The sequence below is a fragment of the Clostridium sp. UBA1652 genome (assembly GCF_002320975.1).
Taxonomy (GTDB): Bacteria; Bacillota; Clostridia; order Clostridiales; family Clostridiaceae; genus Clostridium_T; species Clostridium_T intestinale.
The window spans coordinates 25,731-48,913 of sequence record NZ_DCLI01000038.1; the positions used below are offsets into that span (position 1 = coordinate 25,731).

The 23,183-nt window shown below is 30.4% G+C and carries 22 protein-coding genes; 2 read left to right on the plus strand and 20 right to left on the minus strand.

What is annotated here, in order from left to right:
• Positions 1 to 4: 4 nt before the first annotated feature.
• The 5 genes from B3N22_RS06220 to B3N22_RS06240 all read right to left on the minus strand — a co-directional run bounded on the left by B3N22_RS06220 (position 5) and on the right by B3N22_RS06240 (position 5,906).
• Positions 5 to 682: an amino acid ABC transporter permease gene (locus B3N22_RS06220; RefSeq protein WP_286905522.1), complete on the minus strand. Its 678-nt coding sequence runs from the start codon at positions 680 to 682 to the stop codon at positions 5 to 7.
• Positions 663 to 1,328, minus strand: a complete 666-nt coding sequence (locus tag B3N22_RS06225; protein WP_286905523.1) for an amino acid ABC transporter permease — start codon at positions 1,326 to 1,328, stop codon at positions 663 to 665. Before B3N22_RS06225 ends, B3N22_RS06220 begins: the two co-directional genes overlap by 20 nt.
• A 291-nt stretch (positions 1,329 to 1,619) precedes the next feature.
• On the minus strand, positions 1,620 to 3,530 hold the full coding sequence (locus B3N22_RS06230; protein ID WP_286905525.1) for a diguanylate cyclase domain-containing protein: 1,911 nt from the start codon (positions 3,528 to 3,530) through the stop codon (positions 1,620 to 1,622).
• Between the two features lie 250 nt (positions 3,531 to 3,780).
• Entirely contained in the window at positions 3,781 to 5,433 is a 1,653-nt protein-coding gene (hcp, locus tag B3N22_RS06235) for a hydroxylamine reductase (protein WP_286905527.1), read from the minus strand.
• Positions 5,434 to 5,765: 332 nt separating this feature from the next.
• Entirely contained in the window at positions 5,766 to 5,906 is a 141-nt protein-coding gene (locus B3N22_RS06240) for a hypothetical protein (RefSeq protein WP_175550890.1), read from the minus strand.
• A gap of 211 nt (positions 5,907 to 6,117) precedes the next feature.
• Between B3N22_RS06240 and B3N22_RS06245 the strand changes: the two genes are divergently transcribed.
• Complete coding sequence (locus tag B3N22_RS06245) at positions 6,118 to 7,446, plus strand: FAD-dependent oxidoreductase (protein ID WP_286905529.1); 1,329 nt, start codon at positions 6,118 to 6,120, stop codon at positions 7,444 to 7,446.
• Positions 7,447 to 7,515: 69 nt separating this feature from the next.
• Here the strand turns inward: B3N22_RS06245 and B3N22_RS06250 are convergent, their stop codons facing one another.
• From B3N22_RS06250 to B3N22_RS06305, 12 genes are all read right to left on the minus strand, one after another.
• Complete coding sequence (locus tag B3N22_RS06250; RefSeq protein WP_286905531.1) at positions 7,516 to 7,971, minus strand: hypothetical protein; 456 nt, start codon at positions 7,969 to 7,971, stop codon at positions 7,516 to 7,518.
• Between the two features lie 174 nt (positions 7,972 to 8,145).
• Entirely contained in the window at positions 8,146 to 8,379 is a 234-nt protein-coding gene (locus B3N22_RS06255; RefSeq protein ID WP_286905533.1) for a hypothetical protein, read from the minus strand.
• Between the two features lie 63 nt (positions 8,380 to 8,442).
• Positions 8,443 to 9,342, minus strand: coding sequence for a LysR family transcriptional regulator (locus B3N22_RS06260; protein WP_286905535.1), 900 nt, complete (start codon positions 9,340 to 9,342; stop codon positions 8,443 to 8,445).
• 103 nt (positions 9,343 to 9,445) lie between these two features.
• Positions 9,446 to 10,351, minus strand: coding sequence for a LysR family transcriptional regulator (locus B3N22_RS06265; RefSeq protein WP_286905537.1), 906 nt, complete (start codon positions 10,349 to 10,351; stop codon positions 9,446 to 9,448).
• 52 nt (positions 10,352 to 10,403) lie between these two features.
• Positions 10,404 to 10,733 (minus strand): thioredoxin family protein, encoded by a 330-nt coding sequence (locus B3N22_RS06270; protein WP_286905539.1) that lies wholly within the window; start codon positions 10,731 to 10,733, stop codon positions 10,404 to 10,406.
• A gap of 5 nt (positions 10,734 to 10,738) precedes the next feature.
• Positions 10,739 to 11,683 carry a DMT family transporter gene (locus B3N22_RS06275; RefSeq protein ID WP_286905540.1) on the minus strand — a complete coding sequence of 315 codons (945 nt, stop codon included), beginning with the start codon at positions 11,681 to 11,683 and terminating at the stop codon, positions 10,739 to 10,741.
• A 60-nt stretch (positions 11,684 to 11,743) separates the two neighbouring features.
• The gene (locus tag B3N22_RS06280) at positions 11,744 to 12,589 is read right to left on the minus strand and encodes an ABC transporter ATP-binding protein (protein ID WP_286905543.1); all 846 of its coding nucleotides are present in this window, start codon (positions 12,587 to 12,589) and stop codon (positions 11,744 to 11,746) included.
• Positions 12,590 to 12,615: 26 nt separating this feature from the next.
• On the minus strand, positions 12,616 to 13,662 hold the full coding sequence (locus tag B3N22_RS06285) for a taurine ABC transporter substrate-binding protein (protein WP_286905545.1): 1,047 nt from the start codon (positions 13,660 to 13,662) through the stop codon (positions 12,616 to 12,618).
• A 19-nt stretch (positions 13,663 to 13,681) separates the two neighbouring features.
• A complete protein-coding gene (locus B3N22_RS06290) occupies positions 13,682 to 14,494 on the minus strand; it encodes an ABC transporter permease (protein ID WP_286905547.1) in 813 nt (270 codons plus the stop codon).
• Positions 14,495 to 14,517: 23 nt separating this feature from the next.
• Complete coding sequence (locus B3N22_RS06295) at positions 14,518 to 14,868, minus strand: thioredoxin family protein (protein WP_286905550.1); 351 nt, start codon at positions 14,866 to 14,868, stop codon at positions 14,518 to 14,520.
• Between the two features lie 9 nt (positions 14,869 to 14,877).
• On the minus strand, positions 14,878 to 16,869 hold the full coding sequence (locus B3N22_RS06300; RefSeq protein WP_286905552.1) for an alkaline phosphatase family protein: 1,992 nt from the start codon (positions 16,867 to 16,869) through the stop codon (positions 14,878 to 14,880).
• A 276-nt stretch (positions 16,870 to 17,145) separates the two neighbouring features.
• Complete coding sequence (locus B3N22_RS06305) at positions 17,146 to 17,781, minus strand: flavodoxin family protein (protein ID WP_286905554.1); 636 nt, start codon at positions 17,779 to 17,781, stop codon at positions 17,146 to 17,148.
• A gap of 232 nt (positions 17,782 to 18,013) precedes the next feature.
• Here B3N22_RS06305 and B3N22_RS06310 point away from each other — a divergent pair, with 232 nt between their 5' ends.
• A complete protein-coding gene (locus B3N22_RS06310; RefSeq protein WP_286905556.1) occupies positions 18,014 to 19,294 on the plus strand; it encodes an O-acetylhomoserine aminocarboxypropyltransferase/cysteine synthase family protein in 1,281 nt (426 codons plus the stop codon).
• Between the two features lie 66 nt (positions 19,295 to 19,360).
• Here the strand turns inward: B3N22_RS06310 and B3N22_RS06315 are convergent, their stop codons facing one another.
• The 3 genes from B3N22_RS06315 to B3N22_RS06325 all read right to left on the minus strand — a co-directional run bounded on the left by B3N22_RS06315 (position 19,361) and on the right by B3N22_RS06325 (position 23,167).
• The gene (locus B3N22_RS06315) at positions 19,361 to 19,990 is read right to left on the minus strand and encodes a MarR family winged helix-turn-helix transcriptional regulator (RefSeq protein ID WP_286905557.1); all 630 of its coding nucleotides are present in this window, start codon (positions 19,988 to 19,990) and stop codon (positions 19,361 to 19,363) included.
• A gap of 132 nt (positions 19,991 to 20,122) precedes the next feature.
• Entirely contained in the window at positions 20,123 to 22,003 is a 1,881-nt protein-coding gene (gene htpG, locus B3N22_RS06320; RefSeq protein ID WP_286905559.1) for a molecular chaperone HtpG, read from the minus strand.
• 117 nt (positions 22,004 to 22,120) lie between these two features.
• Positions 22,121 to 23,167 carry an AbrB family transcriptional regulator gene (locus B3N22_RS06325; RefSeq protein ID WP_286905561.1) on the minus strand — a complete coding sequence of 349 codons (1,047 nt, stop codon included), beginning with the start codon at positions 23,165 to 23,167 and terminating at the stop codon, positions 22,121 to 22,123.
• Positions 23,168 to 23,183 lie beyond the last annotated feature (16 nt).

Below are 23,183 nucleotides of genomic sequence, written 5' to 3' on the forward strand. Positions count from 1 at the left end.
CCCCCTAGTTATTCCACTTAGCTTCTAACTTTTTAGATAATATGGATAATGGGTAGCATATTATAAAATATAATATGAATATAAATCCATAAACCCAAAAAGATGCTGTTGGAACTTTGAACCTTGAAACTTCTATAACCTGTTGTCCTATTTTTACTACTTCAATAACACCTATAAGTACTACTAAAGAAGTAGTTTTAACCATTCTTGTAGCTAAATTTATAGCACCTGGAAGCATTCTTCTTACAGCTTGAGGTATAAGAACATATCTATATAACATAAAGAAGTTAAGTCCTAAGGCTTTAGCTGATTCTGTCTGATGTTTAGGTAGAGATTCCAAAGCTCCCCTAACAATATCACCCATTTCAGCTGCTCCCCATAAACTAAAAACAATTACCGAAATAAGTTCACCCTCTAAATGTATGTTTAATACGCTTGTTACTCCAAAATAAAATATAAATAACCAAACAAGGATTGGAATTACCCTAAAAAGTTCTAAATAAAACCTGCAAATAATTCTAACTACTTTATTCTTTGAAGTCATGACTAGTCCATAAATTATTCCTAATACAGAACCTATAACTATTGATATAAATGCAATTCTTGCTGTAACTAATAATCCACCAAGTAATCTATAAAAATTCATTCCGTCAAAAATTACACTAAGCCCCGAATTCAGCATATCTTACCTTCCTTTCTAGCCATGTTAAAAATAAAGATAATGGTAAAAGTATTATTAGGTAAGATACTACTAACATTAGTAGCGATTCTACAGTTTGATAATACATTCCGATTAAATCTTTAGTAACGTTCATCAAATCAACTATAGCTATTGCTCCTAAAATGGATGTTTCCTTAAGTAAAAATATACAATTTGCTCCTATAGCTGGTATGCTTACAGAAAAAGCTTGAGGAAGTATCACATATCTTGCCAGCTGAAACTTAGAAAGTCCTATACTCATTCCAGATTCAAGCTGTGTTTTACTTACTGCTTCTATTCCACCTCTAAAAGCTTCCGCCATATAACTTCCCCCTAAGAAAGAAAGTCCTATTATTCCACAGGTATTTTCACTTAAAACTAATCCCAATTTTGTTAATCCGTAGTATAAAAAAAATAATTGAATTAACAAAGGAGTATTACGTGAAAGCTCTATATATGCTTTTACTAGTATATTTAAACCCTTAACCTTGTAATAATTTATAGCACTACATATTATCCCTATGATAAATGAGCCTAATATTCCCCAAAAAGCAAGCTTTAAAGTCAATATTGCTGCTTGTTGGTATAATGGTATTTTTTCAACAATAAAATTCCAGTTAATAACCATGAATTTACCACCTTTTCACAGTCTAGTATTAATAAATAATTCCTATAGACTTAATATGATATATAGTTATATTATTCACAACTTATTCAATTGTCAATAAACACTAATTATTACTATAATTTATTTATTTAAACTTTGTTAAATATATATCAACATTTAATCTTATTTGGTAGTATTTTCTTAATTTTTATCTACTTTTTGTATTAATTAAATAATTCAATTCTTGTCCTATTAAATATTTTTATTATTCAGTAGAATAAAAAATAGAGCATAAAAATATGCTCTACCTAACTAATTATTTACATTCTCATAATTTTTTCTTTTTACTGAATACATTTCCCTATCTGCATTCTTTAATAAATCATCTACACTTGTTCCATCATTAGGGAAAACGCTTATACCCATACTAGCTCTTATATTTAATTTATTACCGTTTATCTTCATTGGAATCTGTAGCCTGCCATTTATTCTATATATATACTTTTCTGCATCCATATAATTTTCTATATTAAATAATATTATTGCAAACTCATCTCCACCTAACCTAGCAACAATTCCCTCACCTTTAATACAATCTTTAATTCTGTTTCCAACTTCACACAAAACAAAATCCCCAGCACCATGTCCAAAAGTATCATTAATATATTTAAATTCATCTAAATCACAAAATATAAGAGCTAATTTTTTTGGATCATTAACTTGAAGTCTTAGCTCTTCCTCTAGGGTTTCAACAAAATACTTTCTATTTACTAATCCTGTTAGTGCGTCATGGTACGCTAGGTAAGTTATATATTCTTCTGCTTTTTTTCTTTCTGTAATATCATGGATAATTGCAAAAACCATAATCTTATCTCCACCCTTAATTGGAGACGGGTGAACCTCTACATTTCTCATTTCCCCGTTAGATAGTCTATGTGTTGTTTCAATTACAGTTACACTTTTATCTAATATATTTTTAAGATTATTTCCTATATCTGAGTTACCTAAATTCTCCGCTCCATTTAGATCAGTAATTTTCATTTTTTCAAAATCTTCCTGATCATATCCATAAAACTTTTGAGCTGAAGCATTAGCAGAAAAAATATTTAAATTTTCAGGGTCTATCAAAAGCATTATAGCTGAGTGTTCACTAAACATTACACGAAATTTTTCTTCACTTACTCTTAATTTCTCTTCAATTTCTTCATGTACATGTAACTCATATTCAAGCTTTTTAGTAAGGCTTATATCATGTCCAATAATAACAGTACTTATTACTTTCTTACTTTTTTCATCAATTATTTTTTTACAAGAAACATCCATAGGAATTTGTTTTCCCAATGCTGTTATGCAATTAAGTTCCTGATATATATGTTTGTCATAGGGTGACTCTAGAACTATCTTTTTAACTGTTTCCTTTTCGCTAAATAAATCTTCTATTCTCATATTCAAAATTTCACGCTCAGAATAACCAAGTAAACTAACAGTCCTCTTATTTATTTCTATAATTTCACCTGAAGGAGATACAAGAAAAAATAAATCCATCATTTCGGCTAATATTTCATCAAACAAAATATCTGAAGGTATTTTTAAAAGATTGTATTTAATTATTGCATAATAAATGCCTAAAACCATTATTAAAGCATAAAATTGTCCCATAGCGGGCAGTATTCCAGCCTCTGACAAAAAATTAATTCCAAAGGATGCTGCACTACTAGACACTACTATTATAGCTTGTCTTTTCTTATTCGATTCTAACTGTCGTTTTCCCCACATAGCTATAACTATCAATGAAAGAGACTGATAGCATATATTATAAATAGTATCAACCATAGAAAAAATAACATAGATAGAATCAGTTGAATTAATATTCTCCCAAGGCAAAAATACTCTAACATATACCAAAAAAATAGATGGTAAGTATAAAAGTATTTGTAAGAGCTTATTCTTAAAAAGCTTATTATTAGTAAATCTTAATGCAATATGAAAAACAAATGTTGTAAAAGTACACCACCCTATAGCAGCTAGCTTCATTAACGGTTCTGATGCAAAAAAGATTGGAATATTTCCTAAAAAATATCCTAGGGACCATATAGATAAACTTAAGCATAACAATAAGAACAGCTTAGTTTCTGCTGAACTCGTGCTTGACTTAAAAGTATGCACGCCTATAAATACATATATTATGAAAGTTAATAATGATAGCGCAGCCACAAGATCCATTAGCAATCCTCCCCAGTAAGTATACGAAATCCTATTATATAACACCTTTTATTCTTATTCCCTAAATTATACCATTGGGCATATATTTTTTCTATATGCCTTTTTATTTTAATATAAATTTTTTTTAAATATACATTATTAATTAAAATGAACACCTCAAAGTTTATAAAAACCCCACTACCATTATATTTATTATAGAAAAAATAAAATACTGCTAAAACAAAATTTTAACAGTATTTTACTACTTATGTTAACAGATTTGATTTAATGAACTTTTTAAATCTTCTTCTGCTGTGCTTATTGGTTTTATATTAAATGTATCAACTAAGTATTGTAGAACATTAGGAGATAAAAATGCTGGTAAACTTGGTCCAAGGTACATTCCCTTTATACCTAAAGATAATAATGCTAAAAGATCAGCAACAGCCTTTTGTTCATACCAAGAAAGTACAATAGTTAAAGGTAGTGAGTTTACATCTGTATCAAAAGCATCTGCTAAAGCTGTAGCTATTCTAACAGCCGAATATGCATCATTACATTGACCTACATCTAGTAGTCTTGGAAGTCCTACAACTGTACCAAACTCTAATTTATTAAATCTATATTTGCCACAAGCTAAAGTAAGAATTATGCAATCACTTGGTACCATCTTGGCAAAATCTGTATAGTAGTTTCTTCCTGGTCTTGCTCCATCGCATCCACCAATCAAGAAGAAATGTCTTATATTTCCCGCCTTAACTTCTTCAACTATCTTCTCTGCATGAGATAAAGTTGCATGATGACCAAAGCCTACTAATATTTCTTTCTTCTCTTCATCTTCCTTAAATCCACCTAAGTCTAAGCTCTTTTCTATTATTTCACTAAAATCCTTTGTTTCATCATCCTTAGTCGGAATAAACTTTATACCATCCCATCCAACTACATTTGTTGTAAATATTCTATCTTTATAAGTTTCTCTTGGTCTCATTAAACAGTTAGTAGTCATCAAAATACATCCTGGTATATTATCAAACTCTTTTTGTTGATCCTGCCATGCTCCACCAAAATTACCTACTAAATGTTTATATTTTTTTAATGAAGGATATCCGTGAGCTGGTATCATTTCCCCATGGGTGTATATATTTATTCCTTTTCCTTCTGTTTGTTCTAATAACATCTCTAAATCTTTTAAATCATGTCCTGAAACAATAATAAACGGTCCTTTAACCTTATTTACATTTACCTTATGTGGTGATGGATTTTTATAAGTAGTAGTATTAGCTTCATCTAAGGTTCTCATTACTTCTACACTTATCTCTCCAGTTCTCATAGCCATTCTAATCAAATCTTCAAGACTTAAATTATCATTTGTCGTTGCCTCTAGTCCCTTAAAATAAAACTCATCAACCTGATCACTGTGATAACCTAAATATCTTGCTTGATGACCATAGGCACTTACACCTTTTAATCCATATAATATTGTTGATCTTAACGATCTTATATCTGCATCAAGACTTTGATCATACATAATACCAGCCTTAACAGAATCCTTAAGCATTTCTTCTTTTGTTTCACTTAAATTATAAGTACACTGATCAGGATATTCCCCTTCTGGAGCCTCGTCTCTAAGTCTTTCCTTTATACTTTGTGATTCTTGTAACAGTTTTACATGAACTTCTGCATCAAAATTAACATTAGTTAAAGTTGTAAACAATCCATTCTCAACAAAAGAAACTATACTCTTATCTATCTTTTTTTCTTGCTCCATGATTTTCTTAGCATAACAAGATATTCCCTTTAACTGATAGATAAGTAGATCTTGAAGATTAGCTATCTCTGGAGTTTTACCACAAACCCCTGACTTAGTACAGCCTTTACCACCCATAGTTTGCTCACACTGATAACAAAACATTGCATTCTCCATAAAAATCCTCCTAAACACAATTAATTAAAATCACTACTATTATTTCCATCTATTGGGGAAATATACGCACATCTGCCCTGTAGCAACCCGACGTAGGAGTGGTTGCATTAAATTCCTTTTAAGCTTATTACTGTAGAGGCTTCTTCCCAAGCCTCATTAGATTCATTGATTGACAATTATGTTTAATAAAAAGTTAAATGCTTAAAAAGTTAAACATTTAAACATTTAAACATTTAAAAAGAAAAACATTTAAAAAGAAAAAAAGTTAATTGTTTTTATAAAAAAACAAGGCACCACTTGCGCCTTGTAGAATTCATTTTTAATTAATACTGCTATTTAGGTAGTCCTCTAACAGGTTTACTCATATCTTTATCTTCATCTGCATTTACAGGGTTTGCTGCTGATTTATTATTTTTATTTCTATAATAAGATTTTTCACCTGTTTTATTATTTTTACCAAGTTTTTGAGTCATTAAAATCACCTCCTTATCTATCTTTTGAAAAGCTTATGAAACTATCCCTGTTAAGTTTTGCTATAGATAATATTTTTATGGTATACAATTTAAATTTAAGAAAAAAATAAAAAAACATATAGATTTTTTAACAATACTTTGTTAAAATATTATTTATAAAGAATGATTATTTGTAAATAAAATATATTTATTGTTTTGGAGGTAATTTTATATGAAGGTAGCAGTTATAGGTTGTACTCATGCAGGTACAGCTGCAATAGTAAATACAGCAAAAAAACATCCTGATGCAGAAATAACAGTATACGAAAGAAATGACAACATCTCTTTCTTATCTTGTGGAATAGCATTATATGTAGGTGGAGTAGTTAAAGATCCTCAAGGATTATTTTATAGTTCACCGGAGGCTTTAGCGGAACTTGGAGTAAAAACTAAGATGTCTCATGATGTTTTAGATATTGATGTAGATAATAAAATCTTAAAAGTTAAGGATTTAACTTCTGGAGAAGAGTTTGAGGATACCTTTGATAAATTAATAATTACTACGGGGTCATGGCCAATAGTACCTAATATTGAAGGAATAGATTTAGACAATATACTTCTTTCAAAAAATTATGCTCATTCAAATACAATTATAGAAAAAGCTAAATCAGCAAATAGAATAGTTGTTGTAGGAGCTGGTTATATAGGTGTAGAGCTTGTAGAAGCTTTCGAAATGAACGGTAAAGAAGTTACTTTAATAGATGGTATGGATAGAGTTTTAAGCAAATATCTTGATAAAGAATTTACAGATACTGCTGAAGATGAATTTAGAAACCATGGAATTAAACTAGCTTTAGGAGAAACTGTAAGTAAATTTGAAGGAAAAGATGGTAAAGTAACTAAAGTTATAACTAATAAAGGTGAATATGAAGCTGATCTTGTAATTCTATGTATTGGATTTAGACCAAGTACAGCTCTATTTAAAGATAAGTTAGATATGCTTCCAAACGGAGCAATAATAGTGGATGAATATATGAGAACAAGTAAAGAAGGTATATTTGCTGCTGGAGACTGCGCTTCAATAATATATAATCCAACAGGCAAAAGAGAATACATTCCACTTGCTACAAATGCAGTTAGAATGGGTACTTTAATAGGTAGAAACCTAGTAGAACCTACTACTAAATATATGGGTACTCAAGGAACCTCAGGAATAAAAATCTATGACTACAATATAGCTTCAACTGGTCTTACAGAAGCTTCAGCTAAAGCTTTAGGCTTAAAAGTAAAAACAGTATCAGCTACAGATAACTATAGACCTGAGTTTATGCCTACATTTGACTCAGCAACTGTTAAGGTTGTTTATGACGAGGAATCAGAAGTAATACTTGGTGCTCAAATAATATCTAAAACAGATTTGACTCAATTAATGAATACAATGTCTGTTGTTATTCAAAACAAAATGACTATAGATGAGTTAGCATTTGTTGATTTCTTCTTCCAACCACACTTTAACAAACCTTGGAGCTTATTAAATATAGTTGCTTTAAGTGCAAAATAGATAAAGAATAAATTGCCACATTAACTTTACTTAGTTGATGTGGCATTTATTTAATATATCTTACTTTTTTTATTCCGAATCATACCCCACAACAGTCCATATTCCGGTTGAATCCTGCTTTATTAATTTCTTTAGATATACTTTTTTAATTTTCGTCTTATTTGAATTTACTTCAACTATAGTTTCCATTTCACTGCTTTGGATAATCTTTAATTCTTTATCTTTGATTGGGTAGTCTCCTGTAATACCTTCTGGTGAAACTTGCAGACTTACAAAAACCTGAGCTACAAAAACAGGATCAAGTTTCCATGGCGAATGACCTTCTTCAACGCTTTTTTGAGCTTCTTTTTCAATCTCTAGATTAATAGGAATCTTTATCTGTGGTTCAATTCTATCATCTTTGTAATTTGTTGAAATACTGTAAGTTATGATTTCACTTGCTATTGCTTCACTATTTATATTAAATAATACACCCAAAGCTACCACACAAATTAACCAATTTCTTTTTAACAATTTTATAACCATACTTGTATCCTCCATAGATAAATCTATTTTTATAGCTATGTCTTTAAAATAGTATTCTCTATGATATAAAAGCTTATGCTGATTACTAAAGCAAAAAAGCCATCATATTAATTTTTAATTAATATAATAGCTTAACTTGTCATTAGATATTCATAAACAATACTCATGTTTGAATTATTTAGTTTTATATCTATTTTTAGCTTTATTCTTCAATTTCACACCAATAGTCGAATTTATGAATAATGTAATCATAGATTCTTTTGTTGCTTTATCATCAACGAAAATATTATGTCTTTTACATAACTTACTTAAATCTGATTTAGTAAGTTCGCTATTTTTCATATATGAAGTAGCACTTTTTACGCTATCCATAACCATTATACGTTTATATATTTCATCACTGTTCATGAGTATACCTCTATTTATTTTATTTGTTCTTCTTTACTTGAATTAGTATATCATTTAACCTTATTATTTTTCAATATCATATTTATCACTATAAGCACTTAGACTTTCAATAAATACCTTTGAAATCATTGATAGAGATATGTCTTTGGATATTAGATATGAAAAATGTCTTTTAAAACTATTATCTACTTCTATTATTGATACTTCTTTATTTTTATATGCTTCTTTTGCTACATAGTTAGAAATAAGAGTTACACCTAACCCATTTTTCACAGCTTCCTTTATTGCATAATTACTTCCAAGTACCATTATATTTCTTGGAACTATCTCATTAGTTGTTAGAAATATATCTAAATATTCTCTAGTTCCTGAGCCAAATTCTCTACTTATCCATCTTAAGTTTTGAAGTTTGTCATATGTAAACCCATCTTTTGTTAGAGGATGATTGTAAGGAACCATTAAAACCATGTTATCCTCTAAAAAATATTCTTGCTTAAAATCATGTGAAGAAACAATTCCCTCAATAAGTCCAAAGTCTAACTTTAGATTTCTAACTCCTTCACATATACTTGCAGTATTTTCAATTATAACTTCTATCTCAATATCTGGATAATCCATGGAAAACTGTTTTAAAAAATTAGGAAGAAAATACTCACCTATGGTAAGACTTGATCCTATCTTTATGTGCCCCTTTAGTGAACTAGATATATTTTTAAGTTCATTTGTTGTATTCTCAACTAATCTAAAAATTTCTTTTGCTCTTCTATAAAGCAACCTTCCACTTTCAGTTATTATAATATTTTTCTGCCTTGAGGATCTAGTAATGAGTGTTGTATTAAAATATTTTTCTAGATTTTTTATATGTAAACTTACGCTTGGCTGAGATAATTTTATCATTTCTCCTGCCTTAGTGAAGTTCTCTTGTTCTACCACAACCATAAAAGTTTTTAGTTCTTCTAACATCCTAAGCCCTACACCCTTTCATAATATTAAATTCCTTTTAAGTAGTTGCTCCTTTTAAAAAAGCACTGACTCTCTTGAATCAGTGCTTTAAAGAGCATATTTTTTACATAAAGTCACATATTGAACACATAGTTTTAATGGTTTTAACTAATTCCTTTTCTACCTCTGAAATACGATGACGCTTGTTCCATATCATATCAATATGTACGTCCAAAACATCATCCTCTATGATAATTGGAACTATTTTCTCTTTATCTAAATAATAATTCATCATTATTTTAGGCACAAATGCTATAGAAGTACCTTCTGCTACAACCTCTTCCAATATACTTAAATTATCGAATCTGTACGCCACATTTAACTTACCAAAAGAAGCAACTATTTGCGATATCGCACAACTTGTCTCATACCCAGTGTTGTATAATGCAACAGGAAGCTTTAAAGCCTCCTTTATGGATATACTTTCTTTATTAATTAAGTTAGATTTTTTACTTGAAATAACCATGAGCTTATCTTTAAGTAAGCGCGATGAATTAATATTATCTAAATTATCTATTCTTGTACTCCTTAAAATGATTCCAACGTCAGCTTTTCCTGAAATAACATCATGAAAGATATTATTAGACTCACCTGTTTTTAGTGTTAGATTTACCTTAGGATGCTTAAACTTAAAACTAGTAACTATGTTCACCATAAATGTACTTGAAAAGCTTGGTTCAACTGCAATAATTACATTTCCAGTTAAATCCTTAGCATCATTTCTTGCTATTGTTTTCAATTCTTCAATTTTATCAATGATAACTGTAGCCTCTTGTATTATCTTTTCTCCTATCTCTGTAGGTAACATTCCTTGATTTGTTCTCTTAAATAAAGTAACTCCAAGTTCTAATTCAAGCTTTGAAATTGATGAACTAATTGCAGGTTGTGAAATATAGCTATTTTCTGCTGCTAGTGAAATAGACTTACACTTTTCTACTTCCACAATATGATATAATTGCTCTAAGCGCATGATATCCCCCTTCTCTTTTAATCCATCTTAGAACCTATTTTCATTTAAGTGATTATATCACATTTCTAAGTATTTGTATCAATGTTTCTTTAGAATTTAACCCTCTAATTTTTTCTTTAATTTCTCCTTCATTGAATATTACTATATTAGGTATTCCCTGTAGTCTAAATCTTCTAAATAAAGGTTTATTCCTGTCTACATCTACCCAATAGGAATTAAATTTATCCTTGTATTCGTAAGCTATTTCCTCTACTATCGGAAGCTGATCTCTACATACCATACATCTTCTGGCTCCAAAGAACACTAATGCCGGATTTTCACTTTCAAAAGTAAGATAATCAAACTCTTTTTCTCCAATTTTTTTAAGTGCTAGTTTTTCCATATACATCAATCCTTTTTATATTCATCTTTTTTCCCAAATATCGTAAACATAGTTCCTATAGTTATGACTATTACTCCAATTATTAAATTTTGAGTTACTTTCAAACCGGTTAAAAGTACACAAAATAAAACAACCCATAAAGCGTAGGTTATATTAAGTGACATTGCTATACTCACCCCTAGTATTTTCATCGAACGATACCAACATAGAAATGAAAAAGCTCCAACTATTGATGATAAAACTACTATCCATGAATATTGGTAATTTATATAGTCACTTATAACCATTTTCTTAACTAGAACAATTGCTGATATAACAATTAAATATGTAAGAAAAGAATACATTTCTCTAATTCCAATAGCTATATCTGGTTCTATATATTTCATACTGTAAGTAGATAAAACCCCTTCTAATGACCATCCAATAACAGCAAAAATAGCACATCCTATCCCTATGTAAAAATATAAGTAGTTTGTATTGTCTGGAGGACTATAACTAATAATTACAGCACCTAACACGGCTGTAATTATCCCAACAATACCTTTAGCACTTACTTTTTCCTTCAAGAAAACTATCCCTAAAATAGCTCCTAGTACTGGATAGGAAGCCGTTATTCCAGAAGTATAAGAAGCTCCTGAGAACTGAATTCCAAGTAAGCTTCCTGTCATACCTATAGGTCCACCAAGTATTGCACCAAATATTAAAGTTTTTATTGAAATTTCCTTTATAACGGCCTTATATAGACGGCTTTTATTACTTAGTATATTTTTTATAAATATCCATATAGCAGCTAATCCATCATGTATGCATGCTCCTATTATGGATAGTAATATAATACTTTCCCCCCCTCTTAATATTGTTTTATCAAAATACACACCCATTAAAACTCCATCTAGTCCCCACAAAGCTCCAGCTATAAGCCCAAGTATAGTTCCTTTTCTGGTATCCATATATTCTCCTCTTATATTAATTTAAAAGGGCAAACTTTTTATTTGCCCTTTTAAAAATATCTATTTTACTGCTTCTTCATTCTGTATTTGATCTATTAAATACTCCCTCATTTCACTAAATTCTTTTGTAGACCTTAGTAAACGAAAGGAATCACTTTTAAACTTTGATAACGGATTTATAAAGTCTTTTATTATTCTACCTGGATTTGGATGCATTATTATTATTCGTTTTCCAAGTAACAATGCTTCATCTACATCATGAGTTATAAAGAATAAACACTTCTGAGTTTTCTTCCAAATAGAGTGTAAATGGTTCTGCATCTTCTCCCTGGTAAGTGCATCTAAAGCACTAAATGGTTCATCTAATAGTATTATTTTAGGATCAGCCGCCAATGTCCTTGCAATTGTTGCTCTTTGTTTCATTCCGCCTGATAGTTGATGAGGTAAAAGCTTTGAGGAGGTTTCTAACTCAACCATTTGAAGATAGTGCTTAGTTATCTCTCTCCTTTTATATTTAGAGACTTTTTTCATTTTAAGTCCAAACTCTATATTCTTCTCTATATTAAGCCACGGAAATAAGTTAGGCTGCTGAAATACCACTCCTACCTCTGGATCTGGTTTAGTATGAGTTTTTCCATCTACTATAACTGAACCTGTTGAAGGTTTTATATAACCTGCAATAATATTTAGAAGTGAAGATTTTCCACACCCTGATGGACCTAACACACATATAAAATCATTATCTTGAAGTTCTAAATTAACATCTCTTAGTGCTTCAATACTTCCAGCTCCTTGTGTATACTTTAAACTAATATCCTTTAAGGATATATACCCCTCTTTTTTATTCTCAAAGGAAGAGTCATATTCAACCTTTGAATTTATTAGTTCTTGCTCTGAAAAAGACATTAATATGACCCCCTTTACTCCTTCTTTTAATCATATAAACTGTTAAGTATGGATTTTTGATAAACTTCTAAATCTGGTGAAGACTTTATAGCCTTTTGTGTTACTAAATAATCTCCAGTATCTTTTAGTAATTTACCAAATTCTCCTGGTTTGCTTGCAGTTCCAAGATACTTTTTATCTGTTTGATCCTTTTTATTAAGTACAATAATTTGATTCATTGTTTTAAGGGCTTCCTCTTTACTTAATCCTAATTCTTTAGAGAGAAGTTCTGAAGATTCATCTTGTTTATTCTTATAATCATTAACTGATTCATCTAATACTGATATATAATCCTTAAGTACATCAGGATACTTGCTTGCAAAATCCTTTTGAACAATCCCAAGTTCCCCTGTTATAGCTCCTTGCTTAGCTAAATCTGCTGATGTAATAATTACATTTCCACCATCATTAACCAATTTTGTTTTAGTAGTTTCCCATACGTATGCCCCATCTATATCTCCTCTAGTCCAAGCAGCATTTATATCTGGCATCTGCATATCTAATAAAGTAATCTCTGATTCACTAATTCTATTTAATTTCAAAGCATTTAATAAACTAAAATGAGATGTAGAACTAAATGTAGTCGCTATCTTCTTTCCTTTTAAATCTTTTATAGATGTTATTCCTGAATCCTTCTTAACAACTAAAGCCTCACTATCTCCTATTATATCGTGAAGATAATATACATCATAAGGTAATCCATTTGCTATTCCTAATGCTGCTGGTGGAGTTCCTATAGTCCCTAAATCTAATGACCCTCCAGCTAAAGCAGTAATAATGTCTCTACCTGCATCAAATTTTACCCAATTAATCTTAATATCAGGGAATTTTTTTTCTACAGAACCTTTTGCTTTCGCAAGTAATTCTCCATTTGGAGATACCATATATCCTATTCTTATTTCTTTAGGTAGGTCTCCATTCTTATCTGTAGAATCTCCTTGGGCATTTTCTTTTTTCCCACAGCCTGTCATAAATACCATTATTCCTAATAAGATAATGCTTATCAAACTTATTAATGATTTTCTCTTTTTCATTTATAACTCCTCCAAAATATTAATTATTTTTTTCTTCAATCCAAGGTGATGTTATTTTTAACACATATCTAATACAGCTATCAATTATGATTGCTATAATTCCCATAATAATAATTCCCATATATACCATGTCGTATCTTAGATATTTACTTGCGTCTAAAACCAGCCAGCCTATTCCTGAGACAGCTGCTACCATCTCTGCTGCTACTAATGTTGAATATGCAACCCCAACAGAAGTTCTAAGTCCAGTAAGTAAATCTGGTAAGCAGGATGGAAATATTACATGTATAAACAATCTTAAATTTGTTGCGCCCAAAGATTTTGCGCCATTAATTCTATCCTTAGGCACCTTTTGAACACTGAATACAGTTGCTATAAATAAAGGAGCAAATGCACTTAGAAACAGTAGTGTAACTTTAGAAAAATCTTCAATCCCAAACCATAATACTAATAGAGTATAGTAAGCTAAAGGTGGCAGCGGCCTATAAAATTCAATGAAAGGATCTATTATTGCTAATAAGAATCTTGAACTACCACACGCAAGTCCAATTGGAACTGCAATGATAAAAGCTAAAATTAATGCTGTAAATAATCTCTTCATACTTGAAAGCACATGAAAAAATAATGTTTGCCCTTTGTATCCATCCTTTAAAACTTCCGCGAAAGCTGACAAAACGGTACTAGGAGATGGAAGAAATAATTGATTATACCACTTTAACTTATCTCCAATAATCCAAATCAGTATTACTACTGCTACAGATAATGTAGAAATTAACTTATACTTTTTTCGAACAAAAATACTTTTCACAAATCCTATTACTTTATTACTCATTAATACCATCCCTTAATAACTTTTTATTTTTCTTCACTTCTTAAGCTCAATATATAATCAAGCCTCTCTTTTATAACCTTTTTATTATTAAAACCAGTAAGTCGTTCTTGTACTTCTCCATTTTTAAATATTAGTAAAGTAGGTATTCCAGTTAATCTAAATCTTTTAACTAATCCTTCATATTCATCTACATTAATGGAATATATCTCTACTTTTTTTCTGTATTCAACTGCAACTTCCTCTAATATTGAACTTAATAGTGTACATATATTACAACGATTAGCATTAAAAAATGCTATAGTTGTAATATTATTTTCAAAAGTAACACTATCAAAATTCTCTTCTGACACCTTTTGAATTAATGTGCTATTCATAAAAATCTTCTAGTCCTCCAATACCTGATATATTATTCCCCCTTCAGCATTTTTAGGCACCTTACTTCCTACCAAATGACTGATTGTTGGAACTATATCTACTGCTGATACTTTTCTATTTATATCTATACCCTTTTTAATCCCTGCTCCAACTGCTGCAAATAAAGCATTCATAGAATGTCCATTTAAAGTATGATTACTTAGTCCGTTTCCATGACATCTAGTGAATTCTGGTTCTATTATATAGAATATATCTCCACTATTTTCACCACCAAGTCCTAAAACACCCATGTCATTTCTATTAAGAGCAAGTGTAATTATTCTCTTACCTGTTTCATGATCTCTATAGTTATAAAGATCATCTATTATATTTCTTACGATCTCATCATAATCTTCCGGATCAACGATTCCTTTAGGATCTCTTCCCTTCAAGTTTACATAGATAAATGTAGCTCTTTGCGCAACCGCCTTAGTATTTTCCCAATCTATTTCTGGAACACCATTAACTTCCTTTATCTTTGTATAACCAAGATCTCCCATTATTCCAGTATTTATTCCCCACATATCTCCAATAAGTGGAAACTCTATCTCTGGATTTTTGCCTACCCCACCATGGTCTGACACAATAAAAATAGATGTTTCATCATCAAGATACTTAAGCATTTTCCCTATAAATTCATCACTTATTTCATAAATTTTATATATTAATTCTTGATATCTCTCATATTCCTCAGAAGCTTCTTTAAATGTATAGTCTAGATAAAAGTGATTAAACATATCAATTCCATGCATATGAACATAGAAAAGATCCCACTCTTTATTTTCTAATAAATAATCAATAGCATCTACATGCCAATCATACATTTCTCTAACAGACTCAACCATAACTTTATCAGCCAGCGGGTTTAATCTATCGTAATTTATTGGTTGAAGCATAGGTCCAACTTTATCATAAATCTCTCCACCTATGCCTTTAGGATAAAAATATCTATCTCCATATAAATCAAGCACAAATGAACTATAAAATCTTATTTTACTTCCATCTTCAGATAAACTAAGAACTCTTATTTTATAAGCTACCTTCGTCTTTTCTCCATCAATAGTATAATTATCATAAATCCAATTACTCCACTCATCTACCTTAGCTTCACCTATAGGCTCCTCATCATTTTTACTAACATATATCTTTATCTTGTTATAAATTTGCCCACACTCTGCAACTATAAGTGCATATCTTCTTGCTTCACCATTATTAACAGGAAGTATTAATTCCTTTGCTCCCTCAGGGGCATTTTTCCAACCTTTAGCTTCTTTTATAGGTGTTTTAACTTGATCTGCATTAGGTACATCTGCTGATAATTCTCCAGTTTCTTCTGAAGTAACTAAACCTGGTTGTGTATATCCAAATCCCTCGTATTCTTCCTTACTTATTTCAGCTTTTATTGAAGAAATTTCTCCTTCAACTCTGCAATCAGTACCGCTATTATCTAGCACATGTGGTATTTCTGTAATAGGGAAGTCTCCTTCCTCAGCTTCATAAACTTTTTCATAATCTATATATCCTCTTAGATTTGTATAGATGCTTGTACCATCTATGTAAATATCATCTTTAGTCTTTGGAGGCCATGCAGTTGGGTAATTAAATAAGATACTTTTCTTTCCTTCCTTAGATAAAGTTTCCCATATAGTTTCTGCCTTCAATAAGTTAGAATCAAAGCCATAGTCCATTTGATCTAATTCATTTCCTAATGTATGATTCCAAAAACAAGTTATTCCATGAGTGCTAGGCCATGCTCCAGTAGCTAAAGATGCCCAATTTGGAGGAGTTATTGCTGGTAGTACAGCCTGCATTGAATAATCCTTAGTAGTTGCTCCCAATTCTATAACTTTTTTAAAATTAGGCAACTTTCCTTCTTTTACATACCTTTGAACTAACATAGGATCTGCTCCATCAAGGCCTAATAGTAATACTTTTTTTGCTTTTCCATAACTTTTTGACATACTTACATACCTCCATAAATTAATCTATTAAACACTAAAAACTGGACACTAAATAAATCTATAGTAAATATAACTATAAATAAATCTAGTCTCCAGTTTTCTGGTCAACTATCTCATTATAAAGGAATTAGAAACATTTCCTCCAATTCCTATCATGATACTATGGTATTCTATAAAGTGACTTCTGTCAATTAACCAATATTTATACCCAATATAAATTATACTTATAACAAAAGGAGCTTATAATACTATTTATAAGCTCCTTAACATATATCTTTATCTTACAAAACTAGTAAATATCTTTCCTTCTTTTTCTGGTTCTTGAACATTATCTTTACCATTCTCAACTAACTTCATTAACCAAGCCATGTTCTTCCCTAATGTCCTCATTATTTGAGTTCCTTCTCCATCTTCAACTACATCTCCTGGTTTAGTTCCATGAATTACATTCCAATAGCTTGAAGTAGGTACAAGCATTTCTGAATAGTTTATAAAGTTATTTAATTGTTGGAAAGTTGGAAGCCCTCCTGAACGTCTAACTGCAACCACTGCTGCTCCAACCTTATGTCTAAATAAATTACCATTACTACTTGAAACATAGAAAGCTCTATCTAAAAATGATTTCATAGTTCCAGCTATTCCTGAATAATGTACCGGAGACCCAAGTAATATACCATCAGCTTCTTTCATTTTTTGAACCCAGACATTTAAAAAGTCCCCTTGCAAAACACATTTTTCATCTTTATTTCTTCCACAACCACCACAAGCCATACATCCTCTTATAACTTGATTTCCCACATGGACAATTTCAACTTCTATACCTTCTTTTTCTAATTGATCAGCAACTAATTTAAGTGCTTGATAAGTGTTTCCTTCTTTTTTTGGGCTTCCATTAAAAGCAACAACCTTCATTAAAACTCCTCCTAATAACTTAATATATTTTTTAGTTTACTCCAATATATTTTTATACACAAGTACGCACTTTTAGGTAAGTTATTTAAAAAAATTTAACTATTTTTTCCCTATTTAATGCTTTCTATCTTAAAACTTATCTGATACAATGATATTAACTTTATTAAGAGGTATATATTCAAAATACCTACTATACATATATGAAATATATGAAAAAAGAGGGGGCTAAAAAATGAGTGAAAGAAAATTAAGTTTTGAAACCTTACAGGTTCATGCAGGACAAGTTCCTGATCCTACTACTGGAGCTAGGGCTGTTCCAATTTATCAAACGACTTCTTATGTATTTAATAACGCAGATCACGCTGCTAATCTATTTCAGCTAAAGGAATCAGGAAATGTTTATACAAGAATAATGAATCCTACAACTGATGTATTTGAAAAAAGAGTTGCAGAACTTGAAGGTGGGGTTGCTGGGCTTGCAACTGCTTCTGGTCAATCTGCCATACTTCATTCTATTCTAAATGTTGCAAGTGCTGGAGATGAAATAGTTGCTGCCGCTACTTTATATGGCGGAACCTATGAATTATTTTCAGTTACTTTAAAGAAACTAGGAATCAATGTTGTATTTGTAAATCCAGATGATCCAGAAAACTTCAGAAAAGCTATTACAGATAAAACTAAAGCTCTTTATGGTGAAACTATAGGAAATCCTAAAATTAATGTCTTAGATATCGAAGCTGTAGCTAATATAGCACATGAAAACAAGATTCCACTTATAATAGACAATACTTTTGGGACTCCATACCTAGTTAAACCTATAGAATATGGTGCTGATGTAGTAGTTCATTCTGCTACAAAGTTTATAGGGGGACATGGAACTACACTTGGAGGAGTAATTGTTGATGGAGGAAACTTTGACTGGGCAGCTAGTGGTAAATTCCCTGATTTCACAACTCCAGATAAAAGCTATAACAATCTAGTTTATGCTTCTTTAGGTGCACCTGCTTTTGCTTTAAAGGCAAGAGTTCAATTATTAAGAAATACAGGGGCTGCACTTAGTCCACAAAGCGCATTTTATTTACTTCAAGGACTAGAAACTTTATCTTTAAGAGTTGAGAGACATGTATCTAATACAAGAAAAATAGTTGAGTACTTAGGTAATCACCCTAAAGTTTCTTGGATTAATTATCCTGAACTTGAATCTAGCCCATATAAAACACTTGCAGAAAAGTATTTACCAAAAGGGTCAGGTTCAATATTCACTTTTGGAATTCACGGTGGTCTTGAAGCTGGAAAGAAATTTATTAATAGCTTAGAATTATTCTCTTTACTTGCAAATGTTGCAGATGCCAAGTCATTAGTAATTCATCCATCAAGCACAACTCATTCAGAACTTACTGAAGAAGAGCAAATAGCTGCTGGAGTTACTCCAGATCTTATAAGACTTTCAATCGGTATCGAAGGTGTTGATGACTTAATTTACGATCTAGAACAAGCTCTTTCAAAAATATAGGTAAAAAAGCAAGAAGTTTATCTTTATAAATAGAAAACTTCTTGCTTTATTTTTTATAGTTCTTTTTTACATTTTATCACTAGATTCTTCAATTTCATCCTCTTTTATATCTGTTTTTCTGCCAAAAGGATTATGATGATTTTCCTCATTGCAATGATGATTAAAGCCTCTTCTTCTATCACAATGCTCTAAAAATCCTCTTCTACCCATATGAGGATGATTATGATGGTGCATTTCATGTTCAATTTCATCAGCATCACCAAGCTCTTTTTCTAATTCCACAATTATACGTCCTAAATAGTCTTTAAGATTATTTTGCTCAGACTCATTTAAACATTTAAATAAATCTTTAGTATTATCCTCTTGTTCTTTTTCATTGGTTGCTGCTTTTCCCTCTTCTGTTAAACGAATAATCATAGCACGACGATCTTCCTCCGAAGGTGTTCTAGTTATATATCCGTTTCTCTCTAATTTTGCTAAAAGCTCACCTAATGACTGTGATCTTATGTCCAAAATATTCGCCAATTCCTTCTGAGTAATTTCTGGTTTTAATTTTAATAAGGCTAACACTCTTCCTTGACCTCTGTGAATATCCGCCATAGGTCCATGATTTTTATGATTTTTAAAGTGATGTTTATGCATTAACCACTGAAGTCTAGCTAACTGTTTAATTAAATCATTATTACTTTTTTCCATGTTTTTATCTCCTTTAATAAACATACTAAGGTACCTTCTTTTATTTTATTATAAAGGTACCTTAGTATATTGTCAATGCTCCTATCAAATTAAAGTGAAAAAGTCCACTGCACTTCTGCAATGGACTTTTAACTATTTCATTATCTTACATATATTATTTGTAAACTCTACAGGATCATTTATAGATAATCCTTCTATAAGTAAAGCTTGATTATATAATAAATCTGTAAATAAGCTTAATTTATCTTTATCATTTTCAAATGCTTGCTTTAAAGAATTAAATACATCATGATGTACATTAATTTCTAAAACTTTATCTGCCTTAACATTTTCATTATTAGGCATAGAGTTTAATATTTTTTCCATTTCAATTGAAAGCTCACCATCATTTGATAAACATACTGGATGATTTTTTAGCCTTTTTGAAGCTCTAACATCTTTAACTTTATCAGCTAAAGCAGTTTTCATATATTCAAATAAATCATTATTATCTTTTTCTTCTGCTTCATTAGCTTCTTTATTTTCTTCTGATTCTATTCCTAAATCTCCACTTGATATAGATTTAAATTCTTTTTCCTTATAGTTCATAAGCATTCTTATAGCAAATTCATCTATATCATCTGTGAAATATAATACTTCATAATCCTTATCTAATAGAAGTTCTATTTGTGGAAGTTTTTCTATTCTTTCTTTTGATTCTCCAGCAGCATAATAAATATATTTTTGATCCTCTTTCATTCTACCTACATACTCAGCTAAAGTTACCATCTTTTTCTCTTTTGAAGAGTAGAACATTAGCAAATCTTGTAGAACATCTTTATTGCTTCCAAAATCGCTGTAAACTCCAAACTTTAATTGTCTTCCAAAAGATTCATAGAACTTATCATAATCTTCTCTTTTATTTTTTAATAAGCTTTCTAACTCACCTTTTATCTTAGACTTAATATTTTTAGCTATTAGTTTAAGTTGTCTATCATGTTGTAAAATTTCTCTTGATATATTAAGAGATAAATCTTCTGAGTCAACTATACCTTTTACAAAGCTAAAATAGTCAGGTAAAAGATCAGCACATTTATTCATTATCATTACGCCATTTGAATATAATTCTAAACCTTTTTCATATTCTTTTGTATAAAAGTCAAATGGTGTTTTTTCAGGAATATATAATATAGCATTATAGCTTATAGCTCCATCAACGCTAGTGTGTATATATTTTAAAGGTTTATCAAAACCATAATGTTTTTCTGAATAGAAATTATCATAATCTTCTTTAGTAAGTTCATTTTTATTTTTTCTCCATATAGGAACCATACTATTTATAGTTTGTTCTTCTATATATTCATCAAACTCATTTTCTGTACCCTCTTTTGGTTTTCTACCTGTTATATCCATCTTAATAGGGTATCTAATGAAGTCAGAGTATTTTTTGATTATTGATTTTAATTTATACTCCTCTAAATATTCATCAAAGTTTTCATCTTCTGAGTTTTCTTTAATCTTAAGAGTAATTTCTGTACCATAAGAATCTTTTTCAGCAGGTTCAATAGTATATCCATCTACCCCTTTTGACTCCCATTTATAAGCTTCATCACTACCAAAGGCTTTACTTATAACAGTAACTTCATCAGCTACTAAAAATGCTGAATAAAATCCAACACCAAACTGACCTATAATATCATATCCATCTTTAAGCTCATTTTCTTTTTTAAAATTTAGGGAACCACTTTTAGCTATAACTCCAAGGTTATCATCAAGCTCTTCCTTTGTCATTCCTATACCTGTATCAGTAAGTGTGATTGTTCTGCTTTCTTTATCAGCAGTTACCTTGATAAAGTAATTATCCTTATCAAAGGTTATGGAGTCATCTGTTAGTGCCTTATAATAAATTTTATCAATGGCGTCACTAGCATTAGAAATAAGCTCCCTTAAAAATATCTCCCTATGAGTATAAATAGAGTTAATCATAAGGTCCAAAAGTCTTTTGGATTCTGCTTTAAATTGTTTTGTTTCCAACGCAAATCTCTCCTCTCGCTATAAAACTACGCTTCATACGCGTAGTTAGTTGAATTTTGTTAGCACTCTATATACTAGAGTGCTAATCCCTACTTTTTATATACCACTTTTTGAATTTTATGTCAAGAGTTCGCTTATATACTTAATTATTATTGGAAATAAAGCTATTACACTTATTACTCTAACAAGCTGTAAAACTGCTACCTTAGGGGTATCCGCTCCAAGTTCATCAGCTATTAGTGTCATATCTGACATTCCACCTGGTGCACTAGAAAATAATGCTGTTGTTATTTCTAAATTACTATTTCTACTTATTAAAAATCCTAAAGCTAAGTTTGTAACTATTATTCCCACAAGTATCATAAGTGCTGGAAATAGAATATCCCCCATACCTGTTAGATCATTAAAGGTCATCCGTTCTCCTATTAATGCTCCTGCACACATTTGAGTTATTCTCCTAAGCGTAAGGGGCATATATCCTCTGCTTGAAAGTATATTAAAAACTCCCACTGATATCATAGAAAAAGTCATAGCTCCAGCAGGAATTTTTAGAAGATAACCTATTGTTCCAAAAATTCCTCCTACAGCTAATGTCATAAATAGATTCTGTATATTACTATTGTTCATATTTTCTTCTTTTTCAACTTTAGTTTTATCTTTTACTATACATACTCCGAGTTTATTACATATCAACTTTAACAAGGATGGCAATATAAGCATTACCCCCATAAGCCTAACTAATTGTAATATTGCAACCTTGGATGTATCAGCTCCTAAATCACTACTTATAATCGACATATCTACAATTCCACCTGGAGCACAAGCAAAAAGAGATGTAACTAAATCAATTCCAGTAAGTTTATGCATTAAATATCCCATAATGAGATTTATTGATATCATACCTAAAGTTATTATTACCGCAGGCTTTATTATTGATTTTAGACTTATAATATCTCTATAAGTTATTCCAGCTCCAACAAAAGCTCCTGCTGCTATCTGTGTAACTATTTTCGCATTTACTGGGAAATAAGCCTTTCCTAAAACTATATTAAAAATTGCTACTGAAATCATAGCTCCTATCATTGCTCCAGCTGGAACTTTTAATTTTAGTGCTATTGTTCCTCCTACTATTGCTACTAATAGTGTTAATAATAAATTCTGCAAATCTATATCCCCCTTG